This window comes from Pseudomonas benzenivorans (assembly GCF_033547155.1).
In the GTDB taxonomy this organism is placed as follows: Bacteria; Pseudomonadota; Gammaproteobacteria; order Pseudomonadales; family Pseudomonadaceae; genus Aquipseudomonas; species Aquipseudomonas benzenivorans_B.
The window spans coordinates 86,321-107,113 of sequence record NZ_CP137892.1 but is presented as its reverse complement, the minus strand read 5'-3'; the positions used below and the strand labels follow the sequence as shown (position 1 = coordinate 107,113).

Sequence of the window (20,793 nt, the reverse complement as noted above, 5' to 3'; positions counted from 1 at the left end):
CCATGAAATCCATAAGCCTTCTATCGAGCCTAGTTTTTATCTTGGCAATTGCTGGCTGCACAACCCATGCGAACAGCAACTCTTCAGTACGTGCGGACTATGGCCTAGGCTTTAGCTCAAATGCTCCTGTAGATACAAAAGAGCTTGTTTTGAGCAATGGACATGAGGAACTGAGGAGCTCTGGGGGCGGCTTTCTTGGTGGAGGATTCTGGAACCCTGACGACCCAAACAGCATACCGGACGGAGGTAAATTTCACATTCTAATCGGAGACAACATAGTTCCTACTAGCGCTCGGGCAGTGTGGTTCTCCTACCGCAACCAGAAATTCTATGAAGCGAGTATACAATTTATACCCAACCTACCAGAGCTCTTAAACGAGTACAAAACAGCATTTGGCACAAACACCTACAGGCCAACCATCATCTTTGGTTTTGGACAAAACGGCGAGATAAAATCCGTTCTCTCCACCTCATGCTCATACCAATATGAATGTGGAAAAAGCGAGAAAAAAGTAACCATCGCATCCGGAAAAGGCAGCGAGATACCGGGCGACACAAAAGTCTACCTACCAATCACCAAACAACTTATCAAACAAGGAAGGCTCAAGCCAATTCCCGGCGCTGAGGAGTAATTTATGGATAATTTCGCGACGAATCGCGCCAAGGAGATCAGCAGGAAAATTTCATCCGGTGCAGATGATGGCTCCCTATGCTGCGAAACTCCACAGATAGTGATTGGTATTTTTTTCGACGGCACCGGCAACAACAAAGAGAACGACAGAGACAGCACAACAAGGGCAATGACAAACATAGCCAAACTCTCTGAACGTTACGAGCAGCAAGCTGAAACTCATCACTATATGTTCTACATCGAAGGGATAGGCACTCTTAATAATGGTGACGACAGCACATTAGGACTTGCTTTTGCCTTGGGTCAGACCGGTGGCGAAGCACGACTCCATCACGCCCGCAGTCTCTTGCACGAACAAATCTTCAGCAAATTACCAAGCACTGTTGGCGAAATCGTTTTCGATGTCTTTGGCTTTAGTCGAGGCGCCGCTCTAGCTCGACATTTCGTCAACATGATCAATCACGGCCTGCCTGACTTTAACGGCGAGAAAGAAACCGTTTCGCTGCGGGACGTCCAGCTCAACCCCAATCTATTGATGGCCCGTAAGCCATATAGCCAACACCAGGGCGGCGGCAAAGGCCCACCACGCCGCATGGTGGATTTGTATCCGCGCAGCACGATCAAAACCCGGGTGCGCTTCGTCGGCCTGTACGACAGCGTCGGCTCCTTCTACTGGCCCGGCAACGACGATGAGGGCAACTTCAACCTCAACCTGAAGGCCGAATCCGCCCAGTACGTCTATCACTTGGTCGCCGGCCAGGAGGTGCGCGAGAAGTTTCCGCTGACCTCGGTGAAGAGCGGCCCTTCGGCACCCGCGCACTTCGTCGAGCTGAAGGGCGTCGGCGTGCATTCGGATATCGGCGGCGGTTACGCCGACCCCGCCCGGGACCCGGCGAATATCGAGCGCGTGGTTCGCGAGCGCTACAGCCTCAGCGTCTTCGAAGCTAAGGAGCGGGCGCAGAAGAATGCCCTCATCGCCCAAGCCCGCACCAAGGCGGCGGCCAATGGCTGGACGTGCGAGGTGCGCGGCAACACCGTCTACCTGATCGACGAGCGCCACACCCGCCCGCAGCTGGCTCACCTGGGCCTGCACCGCATGCACCGGGAGGCGCTGTCGCGTCAGGTACCGCTTCTCGAGCTGCCGGACGACGAGCTGCACCGCATCCCCGACGACCTCAAGCCCTATGCCGAGCTGTCCTTCGACCCGGCGGGGCATGCCGGTGCCTTGGCGGCGATCGAGGCGCTCGATCCGCCCTATATCCACACCTCGGCCTTCCGCTACCCGCTGGGTCTCGAACAACTGCCGCACACCCCGGAAAAGTCCGGCACGCGGCGCACCTTCCCCAACCGGCCGGAGCAGGCCAGCTGATGCCGCGCCTGCCATCCGACCCGACCCCATTCGAACCGCAAGGAGCCTCTTCGATGCTGCACCGTTACTACTCCGCCGCCCTGCTCGCCCTGGCCCTGTGCCTGGCCGGCTGCAGCGGCAACTACAAATTCAGCGACGACGACTACCGCCCCCTGGGCGACCCGCAAGCCGAAACCCGCGGCAACTGACCGCCAGGAGCAATACACCATGGAACTGGTCTTCGATGTGGTCAGTGCACAGCAGTTCGTGCCAGGTCTAATGACCACCAAAACCTTCAAGCAGGCCGGCGGCGTGATCGGCCGGGCGGAGGACTGCGACTGGGTGATCCCCGATCGCAAGCGCGTGCTCTCCGGCCGTCATGCCGAGGTGAGCTACCGCGACGGCGCCTTCTACCTGACCGACACCAGCAGCAACGGCGTGCAGCTCAAGGACAGCGGCGCCAGCCTGCGCAAGGGCGAGCCGCAGCGCGTCGAGCACGGCAGCGTGTACTGCCTGGGCGACTTCGAGATTCGCGCGCGGCTGATCCGCGACCCGGCGTTGTTCGAGGGCGATATCGGCCGCCCGCAGCCGGCCGGCAGCATCATTCCCGACGATGCCTTCCTCGACCTCGACCCGCTCACCGCCCTGGAGCAGCAGGAACGGGTGTACGCCGAGGTCGACGACCTCACCGCGATCATCCGCCCGCACACGGTGCAGGCGCAGCAGCGCGACTACGCACAGATCGACGAGGAGAACCTGCGGGTGCCCGAGCTGGTGATGCCCACCCCGGCGCCGCAGCCCAAGCCCGCCCCCGAGCCGCAGCGCCTGCCGCCGAGCTTCTGGGAGAAGTTCGGCGAGGCCCTCGGCGTGCGCCTCGACGACCTCGACGAAGACGCCCGCGAAGCCCTGGCGCTGAACGCCGCCAAGCTGCTCAAGCAGAGCGTCGGCAGCCTGCAGCAGAGCCTGCGCACCCGCAGCGAGCTGAAGAACGAGATGCGCCTGGCCCTGACCACGGTGCAAAGCGCCGGCAACAACCCGCTCAAGCACAGCGGCGATGCCAGCGAGGCGCTGCACGCCCTGCTGCGCGGCGGCAAGGCCGGCCAGCTGCCTGCCGAGCAGGCGATCAACCGCAGCTTCCGCGACCTGCAGGCACACCAGGTGGCGCTGCTGGCCGCCAGCCGCGCGGCGGTCAAGGGCCTGTTCGAGCAGCTGTCGCCGGAGCAACTGGCGCTGCGCTTCGAGCGCGAGGGGCGCAAGCCGCTGATCGCCACCGCCGGCAGCCGCTGGCGCGCCTATCGCCGCCTGCACGGTGCCCTGCAACAGAACGACGACTGGAGCGAACGCCTGTTCGCCCGCGATTTCGCCCAGGCCTACGAAGAACAGGTGCGCCTGATCGCCACCCTCAACACCGACGCTCAAGGATGATCCCCATGCTCCGCTTACCCCTTTTCGCCCTGCTCGCCAGCCTGCTGGCCCTGGCCGGCTGCTCGGCGCTGTCGCCCTACTCGACGATGACCAAGCTCGATCTCGAGCTCAGCGGCAGCGACCAGCTCAACCCGGACCTCAATGGCCGGCCCTCGCCCATCGTCCTGCGCCTGATCGAACTCAAGCACCCGGTGGCCTTCGCGAACGCCGATTTCTTCTCCCTCTACCAGCGGCCGAAAAAGGCCCTGGCGCCGGATCTGGTGACCCAGGAGGAGCTGGAGCTGCGCCCCGGCGAGACCCGCCGGCTGAAGCTGTTCGTGCAGGAGGGCAGCCGCTACGTCGGCGTGCTCGCGGCCTACCGCGACCTGCCGGAGACCAGCTGGCGCTACGTCATCCCGCTGCAGGCGCAGGCGCGCAACCGGGTCGCCCTGACCCTGGATGCCCAGGGCATCCAGACGTCCGACGACGCCAAGGACGAGGAATAAGCCATGACCATGCACAAGGTGGTCTGGCAGGAAGGCATGCTGCTGCGCCCGCAGCACTTCCAGCAAAGCGACCGTTACTACGAGCATCAGCTCAAGACCCGCACCCAGAAGCTGACCAGCTACGCCTGGGGCTTCTTCGAGCTGGAGATCGACCGCCAGTTCCTCAACATGGGCAAGCTGGTGGTGAGCAAGGCCAGCGGCGTGCTGCCCGACGGCAGCCTGTTCGACATCGGCGCCGAGCGCGAGCCGCTGGCCCTGGACGTGCCGCCGAACACCAGCAACGTGCCGGTGTACCTGGCGCTGCCGCTGGTCACCGGCAACCACATCGAGAGCCGCCGCCCCGAGCAGCAGGACGTGCTGGCGCGCTACACCGCCTTCGACGAGGAAGTGGCCGACTCCAACGCCGGCGACAACGCCTCCAGCCAGGTCAGCTGCGGCCGCCCGGATTTCCGCCTGCTGCTCGGCGAGCAGCAGAGCGACCAGGCCTACGTCAAACTCAAGCTGTGCGACGTGCTCGACACCACCCCGGACGGGGTGATCAGCCTCGATCCGGAGTTCATCCCCACCTACGTCAACTTCCAGGCCTCCGGCTACCTGCTGTCCTGCCTCAAGGAGGTGATCAGCATGCTCGGCCACCGCGGCGACATCCTCGCCGAGCGCATCCGCGCCACCGGCAAGGTCGGCGGCGCCGAGGTCGGCGACTTCATGATGCTGCAGCTGATCAACCGCTTCGAGCCGGTACTGCGCCACTACCTGGGCATCGAGCAGGTGCACCCGGAGCAGATCTACCGCGAGCTGCTGGGCCTGCTCGGCGAGCTGGCGACCTTCTCCAGCGAGACCAAGCGCCCGCGCCTGGACAGCCGCTACCAGCACAGCGACCAGGGCCTGAGCTTCCGCAAGCTGATGGACGCGATCCGCCAGGTGCTGTCGATGGTGCTGGAGCAGCACGCCATCGAGCTGCTGCTGCAGCAGCGCCAGTACGGCATCCAGGTGTCGCCGCTGCACGATCACAAGCTGCTCGGCACCTCCGCCTTCGTCCTCGCCGCCAGCGCCCAGTGCGACTCCGAAGAGCTGCGCCAGCGCCTGCCGGCGCACCTGAAGGTCGGCCCGGTGGAGCGCATCCGCCAGCTGGTCAACCTGCACCTGCCGGGGATCAAGGTCAAACCGCTGCCGGTGGCGCCACGGCAGATTCCCTTCCACTCCGGCAAGACCTACTTCGCCTTGGAGCTCGGCTCCGAGGACCTGGCGCAGCTGGAAAGCTCCGGCGGCTTCGCCTTCCACGTGTCCGGCGAGTTCTCCGGGCTTGAGCTGAAATTCTGGGCGATCAGGAACTGATATGACGACCAAGGACATGGAATACGGCCAGGACGACAAGACCGTCATCCTCAACCGCCAGGGCGATGCCCCGGCACACAGCCCGCTGACCGACTTCGCCGCGGCGCCGAAATTCGAGCAGCTGGAGGAACGGATGATCTACGCCGCGCGCCTGCGCCCGGCGGAGAGCTTCAACATCAGCCTCAACCCCCTGGTGGCCGCGGCCTCCGCGCTGCTCTCGGAGGTGGTGCGGCTCAAGCACAGCTTCGAGACCGAGGAGCTGCACGGCCTGCACCAGCGCCTGTCGGGCGCGATCAAGCTGTTCGAACACCGCGCCCTGCACGACGGTGCCGAGAGCAGCCAGGTGATGGCCGCGCGCTACGTGCTCTGTACCGTGGTCGACGAGGCGGTGGTGACCACGCCCTGGGGCAACGAGAGCCAGTGGTCGCAGATGAGCCTGCTGTCCTCCTTCCACAACGAGACCTTTGGCGGCGAGAAGTTCTTCCAGCTGCTCGAGCGCCTGTCGCGCAACCCGGTCAAGCACCTGCCGATGCTCGAGCTGATGTACCTGTGCCTGTCGCTCGGCTTCGAGGGCAAGTACCGCGTGCTGCCGCGCGGCATGCTCGAACTGGAGGCGGTGCGCGACAGCCTGTACCGGCAGATCCGCCAGCTGCGCGGCGACGTGCCGCGGGAGATCTCGCCGCACTGGCAGGGCCTCAAGGACACCCGCCGGCGCCTGGTGCGCATCGTCCCCTGGTGGCTGGTGGCGCTGTTCACCCTGGCCTGCCTGGGGGTGACCTATGCCGGCTTCGCCTGGGTTCTGGGCGAGCAGCGCGCGACCGTTCTGCAGCCGTACGAGCAACTCGACCCGTCCGCGGGTGCACTCATGGATGACCTGAAATGAAGAGTTTTTTCGGCAAATTAGCCGCATTTTTCCGCAAGACCTGGGTCTGGAGCCTGTGCCTGGTGCTGCTCCTGGCCCTGCTGGTGTGGTTCGTCGGTCCGCTGCTGGCGGTCGATGACTACAGGTTCTGGGAATCGGCCAGCAGCCGCCTGCTGAGCATCAGCGGGCTGTTCCTGCTGTGGGGCCTGGCCATGGTCTTCGCCAGCTGGAAGGCCACGGCGCGCAAGAAGGCCGAGGAGGACGACGCCGAGGCCCAGGAGCGCCTGCGCCGCGAGGGCCTGATCGACGAGGAGCAGCTCGAGCTGCGCAACCGTTTCAAGGACGCCCTGCGCACCCTCAAGCGCTCCAGCCTGTACCGCGGGCGCAGCGAGAAGTGGCGCAACGAACTGCCCTGGTACCTGCTGCTCGGCCCCCAGGGCAGCGGCAAGACCAGCCTGCTGGACTTCTCCGGCCTGGACTTCCCGCTCAACCGCGGTGAGAACCAGCGCCTGACCAAGGACGTCTCCGGCACCCGCTACGCCGACTGGTACTTCGCCGACCACGCGGTGCTGATCGACACCTGCGGCCGCTACCTGAGCCAGCCCGACCCGCAGGTCGACGGGCGCGCCTGGGACTGCCTGCTCGGCCTGCTGCGCAAGCGCCGCGCACGGCCGCTCAACGGCGTGCTGGTGAACATCCCGGTCGAGCAACTGCAGGGCGGCAGCGAGGTCGAGCTGGAGAGCCTGGCGCGGCAGACCCGCCAGCGCCTGCACGAGATCCACCAGCGCCTGGGCGCCAACGTGCCGGTCTACCTGGTGCTGAGCAAGGCCGACAAGGTGCTCGGCTTCGACGAGTTCTTCGACCAGCTGTCGCGCGAGGAGAGCGAGCAGGTGCTCGGCGCCAGCTTCCGCAAGGAACAGGACGCCACCGACGTCGCCGTGGTGCGCCAGGAGTTCGAGGAACTGCTGCGCCGCCTCAACAGCCAGGTCATCCTGCGCATGCACCAGGAGCGCGACACCCAGCGCCGCGGGCGCATCCTCGACTTCCCGCACCAGCTCGGGCAGATCGGCGAGCGCCTGTGCCTGTTCGTCGAACTGGCCTTCAGCGGCAACCGCTACCAGCGCGCCAGCCAGCTGCGCGGCTTCTACCTGACCAGCGCGCCGCAACTGAGCGACGCGCTCGACCCGAGCACCAGCGGCATCGGCCGCAACCTGGGCCTGGCCAGCAGCGCCCTGCCGACCTTCCGCAGCGGCCGCGCGCGCTTCATCCACCAGCTGCTCGACCGGGTGATCTTCCCCGAGGCCGAGCTGGCCGGCCTGGACCAGAAGGAGGTGCGGCGCATCGACTGGGGCCAGCGCGCCATGTACGCCTGCGCCTTCGCCGTGCTGGCGCTGTTCGGCGCACTCTGGGCGAGCGGTTTCTCCAGCAACCACGGGCGCCTGGAACAGCTGCGCGAAATCGCCCAGCAGCTGACCCGTCAGCACGGCGCCATCGCCGCCCAGGACGACGCCCTGCGCACCCTCGAGGCGCTGGACAGCAGCCACGCCGCCACTCGGGTGTTCCCGCCGCGCGACGAGCTGTCCCTCCTGCAACGCGGAGGCCTGTACCAGGGCGAAGCGGTCGAGCCGACCCTGCAGCGCGCCTACCGCGGCGAGCTGGAGACCCTGCTGCTGCCCCGGGTCGCCCGCCAGCTGGAGGCGCAGATCCGCGCCAACCTGAACGACCGCGAACGCCTGCTCAACAGCCTGCGCGCCTACCTGATGCTCAACCTGGAAGAGCGCCGCGATGCCGCCTTCCTGCAGGAGTGGCTGGCGGCCGACTGGTCGCTGCGCTACGCCGGCAACAGCGCCGCCCAGCACGGCCTCAACCAGCACTTCGAGCGCCTGCTGGCCGAGCCCTTCGCCCCCTACGCGCTGAACGCTCCGCTGGTGGCCCAAGCGCGCCAGGTGCTGCGCAGCGAGTCGCTGGCGGCGGTGGTCTACCGCATGCTCCGCGAGCAGGCCCGCAGCCTGCCGGACTACCGCCTGAGCCAGAAGCTCGGGCCCCAGGCCGGACTGTTCGTCGGCAGCGACTATGCCATCCCCGGCTTCTACACCCAGGCCGGCTACCAGAAACTGTTCGTCGCCCAGGGCGGCGACCTGGTGCGCGACATCCTGCGCGACAACTGGGTACTCGGCGAGGGCGACAGCCTGAGCAGCAACGACCTCGGCCGCCTGCTGGTGGAGATGGAGCAGCTGTACTTCCGCGACTACGCCAACTACTGGGGCGAAGCCCTGGCCCAGCTGAGTCTGGAGCCGCTGGCCAGCGCCAATCAGGGCGCCCTGCAGTTGGCCGGACTGACCGCCGCCAACTCGCCGCTGCTGCAACTGCTGGTAGAGGTGCGCGACAACACCCGCTTCAAGGGCCTGGCCGAAGCCGCCGATGATGCCGGCGCGGCCGCCGAAGGACTCAAGGGTGCCAAGGGCAAGCTGGGCAAGGCCGCCAAGCTGGCCAGCGCCGCCGCGCAGAAGACCCAGGAGGCCCTGGTCAAGAACCTGCCGGACACCGCGCGCAAGACCCTGGAGCGGCGTTTCGAGCCGCTGCACCGCCTGCTCGACGACAACGGCGGTGCCGGCGCCGAGCTGGCCGGCAGCCTGCAGGCCCTGGACGCCTTGCAGCTGCAGCTGGCCGGCCTGGCCCACTCCAGCGCGCCGGAACAGGCCGCCTTCGAGCTGGCCAAGGCGCGCATGGGCGGCCGCCGCGACGCCATCAACCAGGTGCGCAGCAGCGCCGCCCGGCTGCCGCAGCCGATCGGCAACTGGCTGGCCCTGCTCGCCGAGGACAGCTGGATGCTGGTGCTCAACGACGCCTACCACTACCTCAACCAGCGCTACCAGAACGAGCTGTACGCCGCCTACGACGGCTCTCTGAAGCAGCGTTACCCGTTCAGCGCGCACAGCGAGAGCGACGTGGCGATCGCCGATTTCCGCGAGTTCTTCAAGGGCCAGGGCATCGCCCAGCGCTTCTTCGACGGCTACCTCAAGCCCTTCGTCAGCGGCAGCGCCGGCCAGTACCGCCTGCGCCAGGTCGATGGCCGCGGGCTGCCGCTGTCGCGCGAGTTCCTGCTTCAGATGAGCCACGCGCAGACCATCCGCCGCAGCTTCTTCGCCGAAGACCCCAACGAGCCCAAGGTGCTGTTCAAGCTCGAGCCCTACTCGCTGGATTCCAGCCTCAGCCGCGCCGACTTCCGCTTCGGCAGCCGCCAGCTGGAATACCGCCACGGGCCCATCGTGCAGACCGCCTTCAGCTGGCCGGCCGAGGCCGACGAAGGCCGCACCAGCCTGGTGGTCGAGGAGCTCGGCGGGCGCCGCGTGGGCATCGAGAAGAACACCGGCCCCTGGTCGCTGTTCCGCCTGCTCGACCTGATGAAGGTGGACTACCACAGCGGTCGCGACGTGCTGATGCTCAAGGCCGATCTGGGCGGCCTGCGCGCCAACTACCTGCTGCACAGCCAGCGCGCGCCGAACCCCTTCGACCTCGGCCTGCTGCGCAGCTTCAAGCTGCCGGCGACGCTCTGATGCCGGCAGTCGCCACGCACCGCTGGCGCAGCGCCGCGCGCACCGACACCGGCAAGGTGCGCGCGCGCAACGAGGATGCCTTCCTGGCCCTGCCGGAGCAGGGCCTGTGGGCGGTCGCCGACGGCATGGGCGGGCACCAGAACGGCGCCCTGGCCAGCCGCCTGATCGTCGAGCAGCTGGCCGAGTTGCCCGCCGCCGGCGATCTGCAGCAGCGCCTGGGGCAGCTGCGCCAGTGCCTGCACGGGCTCAACCGGCACCTCAGCCAGGCGCTGACGGTGACCGCCGAGCGCCCGGATACGGTGATCGGCAGCACCGTGGTCGCCCTGCTGATCGAGGGCGAGCGCGCCGCCTGCGTGTGGGCCGGCGACAGCCGCTGCTATCTATGGCGCGGCAGCCGTCTGTATCAGCTCAGCCGCGACCACTCGCTGCGCCAGCAATTGATCGACGAACAGGGCTTGGCCCCTCAGGACGCCGCCCGGCACCCGGCGGCCCATGCCCTGACCCGCGCCATCGGCGCCAGCGAGGCGTTGCAACTGGAGATCCTCGAACTGGACGTGCTGCCCGGCGATGCCTTCCTGCTGTGCAGCGACGGCCTGTACCAAGGCCTGGCCGCCGACGAGCTGGGCGCCGCCCTCAACCTGCCCTCGCCGCAACTGGCGATGAACCGGCTGTTCCAGCAGGCCCTCGACGGCCCGGCGCGGGACAACCTGAGCGCCGTGGTGGTGCGTCGATGAGGAGGCGAGGATGAACGAGCCCGTGCTGGAACCGCCCTCGCCGCCTGACGGCGAGGCCAGCGACCTGACCTACTTCGCCCTGGCCGCCACCGCGGCCCAGGCGCAGCCGGACCCCGCCCACGCGCCCGCACGGCTCGGCGAGCTGCCGGAGGTCCTGGGCGGGCGCTACCGCATCGAACGCCTGCTCGGCGTCGGCGGCATGGGGGCGGTGTACCGCGCCCGCGACCTGCTGCGCGAACAGTTCGGCGACCCCGAGCCCTATGTGGCCCTGAAGACCCTGAGCGACGACTTCGCCGAGTACCCGGACGCCAACACCCTGCTGTACAGCGAGTTCGCCCTCACCGCGCGGCTCAACCACCGCCACGTGGTGCGCCTGTTCGGCTTCGAGGTGGACCTGCCGAGCCAGCGCGCCTTCCTCACCCTGGAACTGCTCAAGGGCCCGACCCTCGACCAGCTGCTCGGCGAGCGCCCCGACGGCCTGCCCTGGAGCGAGCTGCGCGAGATCGCCATCGCCCTGCTCGAGGCCCTGAGCTATTCCCACGACCAGGGCGTGCTGCACGGCGACCTCAAGCCCAGCAATGTGATGCTCGCCGCCGACGGCCTGCGCCTGTTCGACTATGGTCTCGGCCAGCCGCTGGAGGGCCTGCTGCCCGGCCTGCCGCGCCTGTGCCGCAGCCGCTTCGCCGCCTGGACGCCACGCTACGCCGCGCTGGAGCTGCTCGACGGCGCGCCGCTGTCCGCCGCCGCCGATGTCTATGCCCTGGCCTGCGTGCTGTACGAGCTGAGCAGCGGTCGCCACCCGTTCCGCCGCCTCAGCGCCAAGCAGGCCAAGGCCATGCGCCTGGACAACGAACTGCAACGGCCGCCCCAGCTCCCCACGCACTGCTGGCACGCCCTGCGCACGGCCCTGGCGTTCGACGAGGCACAACGCAACATCGGCTGCGCCGAGCTGCTGGAGGCGTTTCGCACGCCGCCGCCGACGCGCCTGCAACGCTGGCTGCGCCGGGCGCGCTGACGGCTTCAATGGATGAGTTCTGCACAAGGAAATCGCAATGTTCAATCCGGCCAATGAAAGCCATTTCAGCCTGAGCATCGAAGGCGTCGAACACGACCTGCAGGTGCTCGCCTTCAGCGGTCGCGAGGCGATCAGCCAGCCCTATCGCTTCGAGCTGGAGCTGGTCAGCGAGCGCCCCGACCTCGACCTGCAGAGCCTGCTGCACCAGCGCGCCTTCCTCGCCTTCGCACCCGGCGGCCCGGGCATCCACGGCCAGGTCTACCGCGTGGCCCAGGGCGAGTCCGGCAAGCGCCTGACCCGCTACCGCCTGAGCCTGGTGCCGCAGCTGGCCTACCTGGCCCATCGCCACAACCAGCGCATCTTCCAGCACCTCACGGTGCCGCAGATCGTCGCCAGCGTGCTAGAGGAGCACGGCATCCTCGCCGATGCCTACCGCTTCCAGCTCGGCCCCACGGTCTACCCCGAGCGCGACTACTGCGTGCAGTACGACGAGAGCGACCTGCACTTCGTCCAGCGCCTGTGCGAGGAGGAAGGCATCCATTACCACTTCGAGCACGGCCCCCAGGGTCACGTGCTGGTGTTCGGCGACGACCAGAGCGCCTTCGCCAAGCTCGGCCAGCCCACGGCCTACCTGCAGGACAACGGCATGACCGCCGATGAGCCGGTGATCAAGCGCCTGCGGGTACGCCTGGAAACCCGCACCAGCCGCACCACCCGCCGCGACTACGACTTCGAGCAGCCGCGCCTGCTGATGGAGGCCGCCTACCAGGCGCCCCGCGACGCCGAAGCCAAGCCGCTGCCGGACCTGGAGGACTACGACTACCCCGGCCGCTTCAGCGACCGCAAGCGCGGCAAGCACCTGAGCCAGCGCATGCTCGAGCGCCACCGCGCCGACTACCGCCTGGCCGAAGGCCACAGCGACCAGCCCAGGCTGCTCAGCGGCCACCTGCTGGAAATCTCCGACCACCCGCGCCGGGAATGGAACGACCTGTGGCTGCTCAGCGAAATCCACCACGAAGGCAAGCAGCCCCAGGTGCTGGAAGAGTCGGTGACCCACGACGTGCACATCGCTGATGGTTTCACTCAGGGCTACCGCAACCGCTTCACCGCCACCCCCTGGGACGTGCCCTTCCGCCCGCCGCTGGCCCACCCCAAGCCGCGCGTGCTCGGCAGCCAGAGCGCGGTGGTCACCGGGCCAGCCGGCGAGGAGATCCACTGCGACCAGTACGGCCGAATCAAGGTGCAATTCCACTGGGACCGGCATGGCCAGGCCGACGACACCACCAGCTGCTGGCTGCGGGTGGCGAGCAGCTGGGCCGGCGACCGCTACGGCGGCATCGCCATCCCGCGCATCGGCATGGAGGTGTTGGTCACCTTCCTCGAAGGCGACCCCGACCAGCCCCTGGTCACCGGCTGCCTGTACCACAAGGAACACCAGGTGCCCTACGACCTGCCGGCGAACAAGACCCGCACGGTGTTCAAGACCCTGAGCAGCCCGGGTGGCGGCGGCTACAACGAACTGCGCATCGAGGACCGCAAGGGCGCCGAACAGATCTACCTGCACGCCCAGAAGGACTGGGACGAGAACATCGAACACGACCAGCGCATCCGCGTCGGCAACGAGCGCCACGACACCGTCGAGGCCAACAGCTACACCGAACTGCAGGCCGAGGAGCACCTCACGGTGCACGCCGACCGCAAGGTCCAGGTCAAACCCGACGACCACCTCACGGTCGGCCAGAACCAGCACATCAAGCTCGGCAGCGCCCAACTGACCAAGGCCGGCAAGGAAATCCACCTCAAGGCCGGGCAGAAGATGGTCATCGAGGCCGGCACCGAGCTGACCCTCAAGGCCGGCGGCAGCTTCATCAAACTCGACCCCGGCGGCATCACGATTTCCGGCCCCCTGGCCAAACTCAACGCCGGCGGCGCGCCGGGCAAGGGCTCGGGCATCAAGATCAAACCGCCGGTACTGCCGGGGGCGGCGGACAGCGACCAGGCGGGCAACCTGCTGGACGAGGCGTTGCTCAACCGGCTCGAACAGACCAAGAAGAAGCCCAAGCGCATGCTCAATTTCTCCGGCTGACAGGGATAGACGCAAGCCACCGCATGGCTTGCACACAAGGATTAGGAATTCGGAAAAATCATGGCAGACAGCAAACCGATCAACTGGGCATATCCGTTCCCAAACACGGGGACGGCGATCAACCCTCTGCAGTATCTGACCAATATGGCCAAGGCCAATGGTGGCTACTACCCGACTGGCGAAAACGGTCTATGGCATGGCGGCGTGCATTTCGACAAAGGCACCGCCGCAGTCTTCGATCAATCCAGCGTGCGCTGCATCGCCGACGGTGAGGTGATCGCCTACCGAGTTAATGACAACTACCCGGTCAGCGAGTACCGCGACGACATCCCGCAGATCAGGCGCGCGCCGTTTTCCTCGGGGTTCGTCCTGGTCAAACATAGGCTTCAGCCACCCCGGCCCAGCAACGCGGGCGCAGCCGCCAGCGAACAGTCGCCCCCGACGCTGACCTTTTACAGCCTGTATATGCACCTGCAGGATTGGGCCGCCTATCAGGCCAAGCCAAGCCTCCCCCGGCCAACATTCTGGGAGGCAGCCACGTATAGCGTCGACACCAAGGATCAAGGCCTCAATGTCCGTGCCGAGCCCAAAACCAACGGGGAGAAATTGGCGGTGCTGAGCAAAGGTGCGCAGGTTACCGTCAGCCATTCAGAGGGCGATTTCTGTAAGTTGCTCAGCATCGTCAGCGGTGCAGCCGAACCCGCCCTGACGCCAGACAGCGAAGGCAAACTACCCGGCTTTGTGGCCTTCAAACTACTCAAAGCCCAGCACGAACCCAAAGCCAAGGACAGCGTGGTGGTGCTGGACACCGGCATCGCGATCAAGGCCGGCGACCTGATCGGCCATCTGGGCACCTATCAGAACCACAACGGTGCAGCACAGCCTTTGCTGCATTTGGAAGTGTTCAGCTGCGAAGACGTGCCCGGTTTTATCAGCAAGAGTCAAGCCTGGGCCCGTCCCCTGCCAGATGCCGAGAAAACCCTGCTCAAGGTCCACAAGGACGCCAGCAAGCTGATCGCCCACCGTGACGACATCAAGCCCGACAACCCGCCCAAACAAGGCGATGCCGGCAATCGGATCGGTGTTGACCTGATCATCCCGCAAGCCTTGCTGGACGGGTTACCGACGCCCCACAAGATCAAGGTCAGTACAACGCCCCCCGGCAGTAGCACGGCACAGACTACGCATTGGTGGCGCCTGGATGGACTGTTCGCCGACAAGGATGGAAACCCCATCAACGGCTGGCTGGCCGAGCAGGACCTCATCACCACACGCCACAGCCCCTGGGAATGGCCAGGCTTTCAGTGCATCGAAGACACCGGTGCCCCTGTAGAGAAACTTGCCTACGCCCTCAACGCCAGAGGCATGCTGAGCGACGACGAAAAGCAGAATTACCGCGCTCAAATTAGCAAGGCCGACGGTGGCCCTGTCCTGGCCATTGCCCGTCTCTTCGACATCGTCGACAGCGACAAAGACGGCGTACTAACCAGCGACGAAATTCGCGCAGCCCTCGGCAAACCCTGGCACGCCCAAGTGCTTGGCCAGCTCGTCACCAAATATGAAAGCGAGTGGTACTGGAACAAGAGCAAATGGGACGAACTCGATCCACTGCTAGCAGAGGAACCCGGCAAACCTAATCCAATCTGGGAGATCGAAAAACAGCGGATCGAGAAGCTGAGCTGGTGGAAAGAACTGGCGGGGCAGCATGGGATTAGTGAGGATGGGAAGGCGTGGCATTTTCAGCCAATTGGGTTGGCTGGAAACTTTAGCGGGCTAGACGATGAAAATGATCTCAAGTGGCTAAAAGTCCCACGTGGTCAGTTAACATTCGATGTTGAGGGGAACGACATCGATAACCCTTCGAACTCTTTATATCGCTACTTTAGCCGAATTATCCATTGGCCAGGCGGCGCTTCAGGCGTGACCATTGGTAGAGGCTACGATCTGGGACAACGTCCCAACCCAGAGACTGACCTCTCCTCTGCGAGGATATCAGAGCCACTTTTTAGCTGGCTTATTGGTGCCAAAGGTCTAAAAGGTCAAGCAGCCAAAGATTATTTGGCCTCCGCAAGCACAGAGATAAAATCAACCAGAATAACCAGAAAGCAGCAATATGACTTATTTATTCCGGTCTATGAATTCATGAAAAATGAAGTTATACGAATATCAAGCTCAAACTCAAACATCGAAGAGTATGGAAGGCTGAATTGGGACGCTACAGATAGCAAGATACAAGACATGGCTGTTGACCTAATTTACCGAGGTGACTACACACCAAACTCGAGAAAAATAGTACAACAGCACATTGTCGACAATAACATCGAGGAGCTTCAAAAAGTCATGTCCGACAGAACGAGGTGGCCAAGTGTCCCCGATGACCGTTTCAGTAAGCGCTCCGAGTATTTGAGGAAAACAAAGTGAAGAAGATAGCGTTGCTGCAGCTTTTCATAGTCTTTCTAGCGACAGCGGTAGCCGGAGAAGAAATTGACTACTCAAAAATATCCGAAGCAAAATCAGCAAGACTAAACAACATAGTCGCCAGATACATCCGCATATATGGAGAGCCTTGTGCTTTTTTTCAGACCCTTAACCCTAGGAATGGTTGGAAAATAACTTCTGCTAAAAATTTTTGCAGCCTAAATGGAAAATCATTTAGAACCGACTTTTCTGACTCTCACTTCGAGAACGTTTATTTCTCTAGCCTTGGTGCACATCTCACATTAAGCATTACTCCTCTTGAAACAACTGGTGAGCAAAAGATGAAATGCTTTGTTCCGATTGAGAATAGCACCATAAGCGAAATGATTTGCGAAGATATAGAAAACCCTTAAAGCACAAAGCACTGAGTCGAACTGATGGATCAATGAGATCGCGCATGGGGCCCTTGCAGCACAATCTGCTCAGGGTGACGGCTGCAAGTACCGAAGGCGAGAACTCGTTCATCTCACTTGGAAGAAGAGCTACCGCAAGGCCAAAGAGTACTTCGGCATCGATTTCGTGACCCAACCCGATAAGGCCACCGAGCCAGAGCACTCCGTGCCAATTATGATTTGGGGCATGAAAGAGGGCATCTTCACCGATAAGAAACTAGCCCACTACATTAATGCCTCTGGCGTGGACTATGTGAATGCCCGGAACATCATTAACCCTAAAGATAAGTTGACCACTATCATCGAATACGCATAGAAGTTCGAATCCATTCTCAGGGAAACATCCTCAGCCAAGGAAACATTCACTCTATGAAGCACATAGTATCTACCACGCTGCTGATATCGCTTGCGCTGGCTAGCGCTATATATGCGCAGACGTACACCGTCACAGTCAATAGAGGCGAAGTCACGGAAACCTACCAAGGGAACATGGACACCGGCGAGTTGACGATCAGCTGGGGAAAGGAAACCAAGGTATTCGCCGATATCGTTGATTACGCAGGCCAGACGTCCAGAACCCTAGTCTCGTTCAACGGGGCTCCCGCGCTGAGCTACGAAAACGCCGGATCAAACACACATTTCGAAGTGTTTTATACCCTCTCACTCAAGGAAAAAGTCCCCTTCATCGACTGCATGTACGGCAATATCCGCAATGGACAGAATGGCGCATCTATTCGCAAGGCCGTATGCAATCTGGATAAGCCACTGTCGAGCGAGTACCAAGATCTGATTTTTTCCTACTCGGACAAGTGGATCGAAGCATCCAATACAGTGCCCCTGCAGTCAGTGATAGCCGATCCTCCTCAAGCGGCCGACGCTCCCCTAGGCCGCTTGGGCGAGGTCGACGTAACACTGCGTTATCACTCGGTTGACGAGTTGATGTCGGCAGCACCGAAAACAATAGCGACTGCGGGCGGCAAAACTCATGAAGTGAGCAGCGGCAACGTCTACTTCGTGTATGACGCGGATGGCACCACACCGCTGTCGCTGGACGTGGAGACGGATCCGGCCACGCACACGCTGAAACGCCTGACATCGGTGGAGCTGCTACACGCGATAGAAGCCAATTGAACCAATCAAAAAGCAAAAAAGGGGGGACAGATTTATTTTCTAAACAATAAACCTGCCCCTCACCAAGCCCCCAAACACCCTACTCATACATCAACAACCACCCCGCCGCCTTTAGCTGTTCGCCTTCCAGCGCGAACAGCAGCTGATCATGCTGGCCGCGCCAGTCGTAGGCCCAGAGCTCGCCGGCGGGCTGGCCGCGCCAGTCGGTCAGGCGCAGCCAGTCGGCGTACTCATCCGATTCCGGCGTCCAGACCCGGTCCGGGGCGCCGAGCAGGGCGCGTAGCTGGGTTGCGTCGTAGCGCTCGCTCCAGGCCAGCTCGAGCAGTTGCTGCATCAACCGGTGCTTGGTGCCCTGCCATTTGTCGACCTGGTCATCCCAGGCAGCGCCAGAGAAATGCCCGGGCTTGGCGCGTAACGCCTGCCACTGCTCGGCCAGGTGCCGGGCCTCGGTCGGCAGCGCAGGCTCGGCGACAGCGCAGGCAACCAGCGCCGTGCTCAAGCCGCAGGCGGCCAGGAACCCCAGAAAATTACTCTTTCTCGATTTTCGCGGATGCGACATATCCTTATATCTCCGTGATCGACTCGACACTTCGCGTGCACTTGTCAGGTGCACAGCCTACAACTTCACCACCCAGTCATTAATTTGACTCGTTCAAAGCCAAATCCAAACATCCCGTCTTAATGGCAGTAACAAATTGATTTGCCTGGCCGCCGTTGTTTTCCCGTAACCGATCCGGTCGGCTGCCTCTTCGGCTGGCCCGTCAAGCTGGCGCAAACACCACAGGAAATGCCCAAAAAGCCTTCCAAAACCCGGATATTCCCAGCAATTGACAGCAATTTAGAGCACTTCTACTTTGCAACGGTTCCCTGCCGGCGCTGGTATCGACAGCCGTTGCGGGTCAATTGAGGAAGTATTGACCCCGTTTCGAACTGGCAGCGGGATGCGTTTCCCAGCAGCCCTGAGTTCCACAAGAACTCTTCCCATCGCGAAGCCTATCCCGCTTCGCCGAGCAACTTTATTCGAAGGAAATGAATAATGAAGACAGCTCTACATACCTTGTCGGCTATCGCCCTGGTGGTCGCCGGTGTTAATACCAACTTGGCATTCGCCGACGCCGCTGTTGCCCAGGACGATTTTCTCCTGCTCGAGCAGGAAAAGGCCGCCAACCAGGTCTACAAGGCGTTCTTCCCGAACAAGGAAATCGCCCGCAAGGCGGCCATCAGCTTCCACGGGCAGATGCTCGAGTCGCATTACGACGACGGCTACCTGGTCATGGAGTTGAATGACGAAGAGATGCAGAAGCTGCAGGTGTTTGGCTTCACCTTCGCCCCGGCCACCGAGTTCATCGAGAAGCGCAACCAGATCCTGAGCAAGATGCAGAACCGCCTGCAGATGAAGAGCATGGCGGCGCCCAGCGCCAGCAGTGCCAGCGGTATTCCCGGTTACGCCTGCTACGCCACGGTGGAAGAGACCTTCGCGGCGGCCGCGGGGATGGCCAGCAGCAAGCCGAACCTGGCGCAGTGGCTGGATGTCGGCGACTCCTGGGAGAAGAGCAACAACCTGGGCGGCCACGATATGCGCGTGCTCAAGCTGACCAACCAGGCCAAGACCGGCGACAAGCCCAAGCTGTTCATCAATAGCGCCATCCATGCCCGCGAGTACACCACCGCCGCCCTGACTCTGGACTTCGCCCGCTGGCTGGTCGACGGCTATGGCGAAGACGCCGATGCCACCTGGATCCTCGACCATCACGAAGTGCACATCATGCTGATGGCCAACCCGGACGGCCGCAAGAAGGCCGAGACCGGGCTGTCCTGGCGCAAGAACACCAACCAGAATTACTGCGGCGCCAGCAGCAACAGCCGCGGCGCCGACCTCAACCGCAACTTCACCTTCGGCTGGAACAGCACCAACGGCCAGGGCTCCAGCGGTAGCCAGTGCAACGACACCTACCGCGGCCCCAGCGCCGGCTCCGAGCCGGAGATCCAGGCCCTGGAGAACTATGTGCGCGGCCTCTGGCCGGACCGCCGCGGCCCGGGCAAGAACGATGGCGCACCCAGCGACACCAGCGGCATCCACCTGGACATCCACAGCTACAGCGAACTGGTGCTCTGGCCCTGGGGCGACACCAGCAGCCCGGCGCCCAACGGCAATGCCCTGCAGACCCTCGGGCGCAAGTTCGCCTTCTTCAACGGCTACAGCCCGCAGCAGTCCATCGGCCTCTACCCAACCGACGGTACCAGCGACGGCATCAGCTACGGCGAGCTGGGCGTGGCCGCCTACACCTTCGAGCTGGGCACCCAGTTCTTCCAGAACTGCAGCACCTACACCAACACCATCAAGCCGAACAACCTGCCGGCGCTGATCTATGCCGCCAAGGTGGTGCGCACGCCCTACCTGACCCCCTCGGGGCCGGACGTCACCGCCCTCAGCCTGAGCGGCACCGCCGCCACCACCGGCGTGCCGGCCGGTACCACGGTCACCGTCAGCGGCACCGCCAGCGATACCCGCTTCAACAACAGCAACGGCACCGAAAGTACCCAGACCATCAGCGCGGTGGAGGTCTATATCGACAAGGCGCCCTGGGAGTCTGGCGCGACGCCGGCGGCGCTGCAGGCCAGCGACGGCAGCTTCAACAGCGCCACCGAGGGCTTCACCGGCAGCCTGGTAACCGCAGGGCTCAGCGAGGGCAAGCATCTGGTCTATGTGCGCAGCCGCGACAGCTCGGGGGCCTGGGGCGCGGTCAGCGCCAACTTCCTGGTGATCGACGAGGACGGCGGCACGCCGCCGGCGCAGTACTGCAGTGCCGCCAGCGGCAGCGCCAGCTATGAGTGGATCGGCAAGGTGCAGGTCGGCAGCTTCAGCAACGCCTCCGGCGCAGCCACCTACAGCGACTTCACCAGCCAGCAGATCGGCCTGCAGCGCGGCAACAACAGCCTGAGCCTGACCCCGCAGTTCGCCGGCACCGCCTACAAGCAGTACTGGAAGGTGTGGATCGACCTCAACCAGGACGGCGACTTCAGCGACAGCGGCGAGCAGGTGTTCAGCTCGGGCAGCGCCAAGACCTCGGTGGTCAACGGCACGCTGAACATCCCGGCCAGCGCCGCCAGCGGCAAGACCCGCATGCGCGTGGCCATGCGCTACAACAGCGCACCCAACGCCTGCGGCAGCTACGACTACGGCGAGGTGGAGGACTACAGCGTGGTGATCCAGTAAGCCACCGGCAGGGCCGGGCAGCGCAGCCCGGTCCTGCCCCGTCCGCCGCGTATCCGCTCGGCGGCTCTTCCCGTCGCCCGCGCGCCCCCCCCGCCTG

The 20,793-nt window shown here is 63.8% G+C and carries 17 protein-coding genes; 16 read left to right on the top strand and 1 reads right to left on the bottom strand.

All coding sequences use genetic code 11. The features are described from left to right. The first annotated feature begins 2 nt into the window (after positions 1–2). The 15 genes from SBP02_RS00500 to SBP02_RS00430 all read left to right on the top strand — a co-directional run bounded on the left by SBP02_RS00500 (position 3) and on the right by SBP02_RS00430 (position 17,479). Complete coding sequence (locus SBP02_RS00500) at positions 3–632, top strand: DUF2931 family protein (protein WP_318644448.1); 630 nt, start codon at positions 3–5, stop codon at positions 630–632. Between the two features lie 3 nt (positions 633–635). Then, positions 636–2,000 carry a T6SS phospholipase effector Tle1-like catalytic domain-containing protein gene (locus SBP02_RS00495; RefSeq protein WP_318644447.1) on the top strand — a complete coding sequence of 455 codons (1,365 nt, stop codon included), beginning with the start codon at positions 636–638 and terminating at the stop codon, positions 1,998–2,000. 53 nt (positions 2,001–2,053) lie between these two features. After that, positions 2,054–2,188 (top strand): type VI secretion protein, encoded by a 135-nt coding sequence (locus tag SBP02_RS00490; RefSeq protein WP_318644446.1) that lies wholly within the window; start codon positions 2,054–2,056, stop codon positions 2,186–2,188. A gap of 19 nt (positions 2,189–2,207) precedes the next feature. Then, positions 2,208–3,404: a type VI secretion system-associated FHA domain protein TagH gene (gene tagH, locus SBP02_RS00485; protein ID WP_318644445.1), complete on the top strand. Its 1,197-nt coding sequence runs from the start codon at positions 2,208–2,210 to the stop codon at positions 3,402–3,404. Between the two features lie 5 nt (positions 3,405–3,409). Beyond that, entirely contained in the window at positions 3,410–3,889 is a 480-nt protein-coding gene (gene tssJ / locus SBP02_RS00480; RefSeq protein WP_318644443.1) for a type VI secretion system lipoprotein TssJ, read from the top strand. A 3-nt stretch (positions 3,890–3,892) separates the two neighbouring features. Further along, positions 3,893–5,224 (top strand): type VI secretion system baseplate subunit TssK, encoded by a 1,332-nt coding sequence (gene tssK / locus SBP02_RS00475; RefSeq protein WP_318644442.1) that lies wholly within the window; start codon positions 3,893–3,895, stop codon positions 5,222–5,224. 1 nt (position 5,225) lies between these two features. After that, entirely contained in the window at positions 5,226–6,107 is an 882-nt protein-coding gene (icmH, locus tag SBP02_RS00470) for a type IVB secretion system protein IcmH/DotU (RefSeq protein ID WP_318644441.1), read from the top strand. Continuing rightward, positions 6,104–9,643 carry a type VI secretion system membrane subunit TssM gene (tssM, locus tag SBP02_RS00465; protein ID WP_318644439.1) on the top strand — a complete coding sequence of 1,180 codons (3,540 nt, stop codon included), beginning with the start codon at positions 6,104–6,106 and terminating at the stop codon, positions 9,641–9,643. Before icmH ends, tssM begins: the two co-directional genes overlap by 4 nt. Continuing rightward, positions 9,643–10,377 (top strand): PP2C family protein-serine/threonine phosphatase, encoded by a 735-nt coding sequence (locus tag SBP02_RS00460; protein ID WP_318644438.1) that lies wholly within the window; start codon positions 9,643–9,645, stop codon positions 10,375–10,377. The genes tssM and SBP02_RS00460 overlap by 1 nt, the downstream gene beginning before the upstream one ends. Before the next feature lie 10 nt (positions 10,378–10,387). Then, positions 10,388–11,392: a serine/threonine-protein kinase gene (locus tag SBP02_RS00455; RefSeq protein WP_318644436.1), complete on the top strand. Its 1,005-nt coding sequence runs from the start codon at positions 10,388–10,390 to the stop codon at positions 11,390–11,392. A 37-nt stretch (positions 11,393–11,429) separates the two neighbouring features. Then, positions 11,430–13,478, top strand: coding sequence for a type VI secretion system Vgr family protein (gene tssI / locus SBP02_RS00450; RefSeq protein WP_318644435.1), 2,049 nt, complete (start codon positions 11,430–11,432; stop codon positions 13,476–13,478). 60 nt (positions 13,479–13,538) lie between these two features. Further along, positions 13,539–15,899: a pesticin C-terminus-like muramidase gene (locus SBP02_RS00445; RefSeq protein ID WP_318644434.1), complete on the top strand. Its 2,361-nt coding sequence runs from the start codon at positions 13,539–13,541 to the stop codon at positions 15,897–15,899. After that, entirely contained in the window at positions 15,896–16,309 is a 414-nt protein-coding gene (locus SBP02_RS00440; RefSeq protein WP_318644433.1) for a hypothetical protein, read from the top strand. Before SBP02_RS00445 ends, SBP02_RS00440 begins: the two co-directional genes overlap by 4 nt. A gap of 166 nt (positions 16,310–16,475) precedes the next feature. Then, positions 16,476–16,664, top strand: a complete 189-nt coding sequence (locus SBP02_RS00435; RefSeq protein ID WP_318644432.1) for a hypothetical protein — start codon at positions 16,476–16,478, stop codon at positions 16,662–16,664. Between the two features lie 53 nt (positions 16,665–16,717). Then, on the top strand, positions 16,718–17,479 hold the full coding sequence (locus tag SBP02_RS00430) for a hypothetical protein (protein ID WP_318644431.1): 762 nt from the start codon (positions 16,718–16,720) through the stop codon (positions 17,477–17,479). Positions 17,480–17,558: 79 nt separating this feature from the next. On the opposite strand, the gene SBP02_RS00425 is transcribed toward SBP02_RS00430, so the two are convergent. Further along, complete coding sequence (locus SBP02_RS00425; protein ID WP_318644430.1) at positions 17,559–18,038, bottom strand: hypothetical protein; 480 nt, start codon at positions 18,036–18,038, stop codon at positions 17,559–17,561. A gap of 477 nt (positions 18,039–18,515) precedes the next feature. On the opposite strand from SBP02_RS00425, the gene SBP02_RS00420 reads away from it, so the two are divergent. Continuing rightward, positions 18,516–20,696, top strand: coding sequence for a M14 family zinc carboxypeptidase (locus tag SBP02_RS00420; protein ID WP_318644429.1), 2,181 nt, complete (start codon positions 18,516–18,518; stop codon positions 20,694–20,696). The last annotated feature ends 97 nt before the right edge of the window (positions 20,697–20,793 follow it).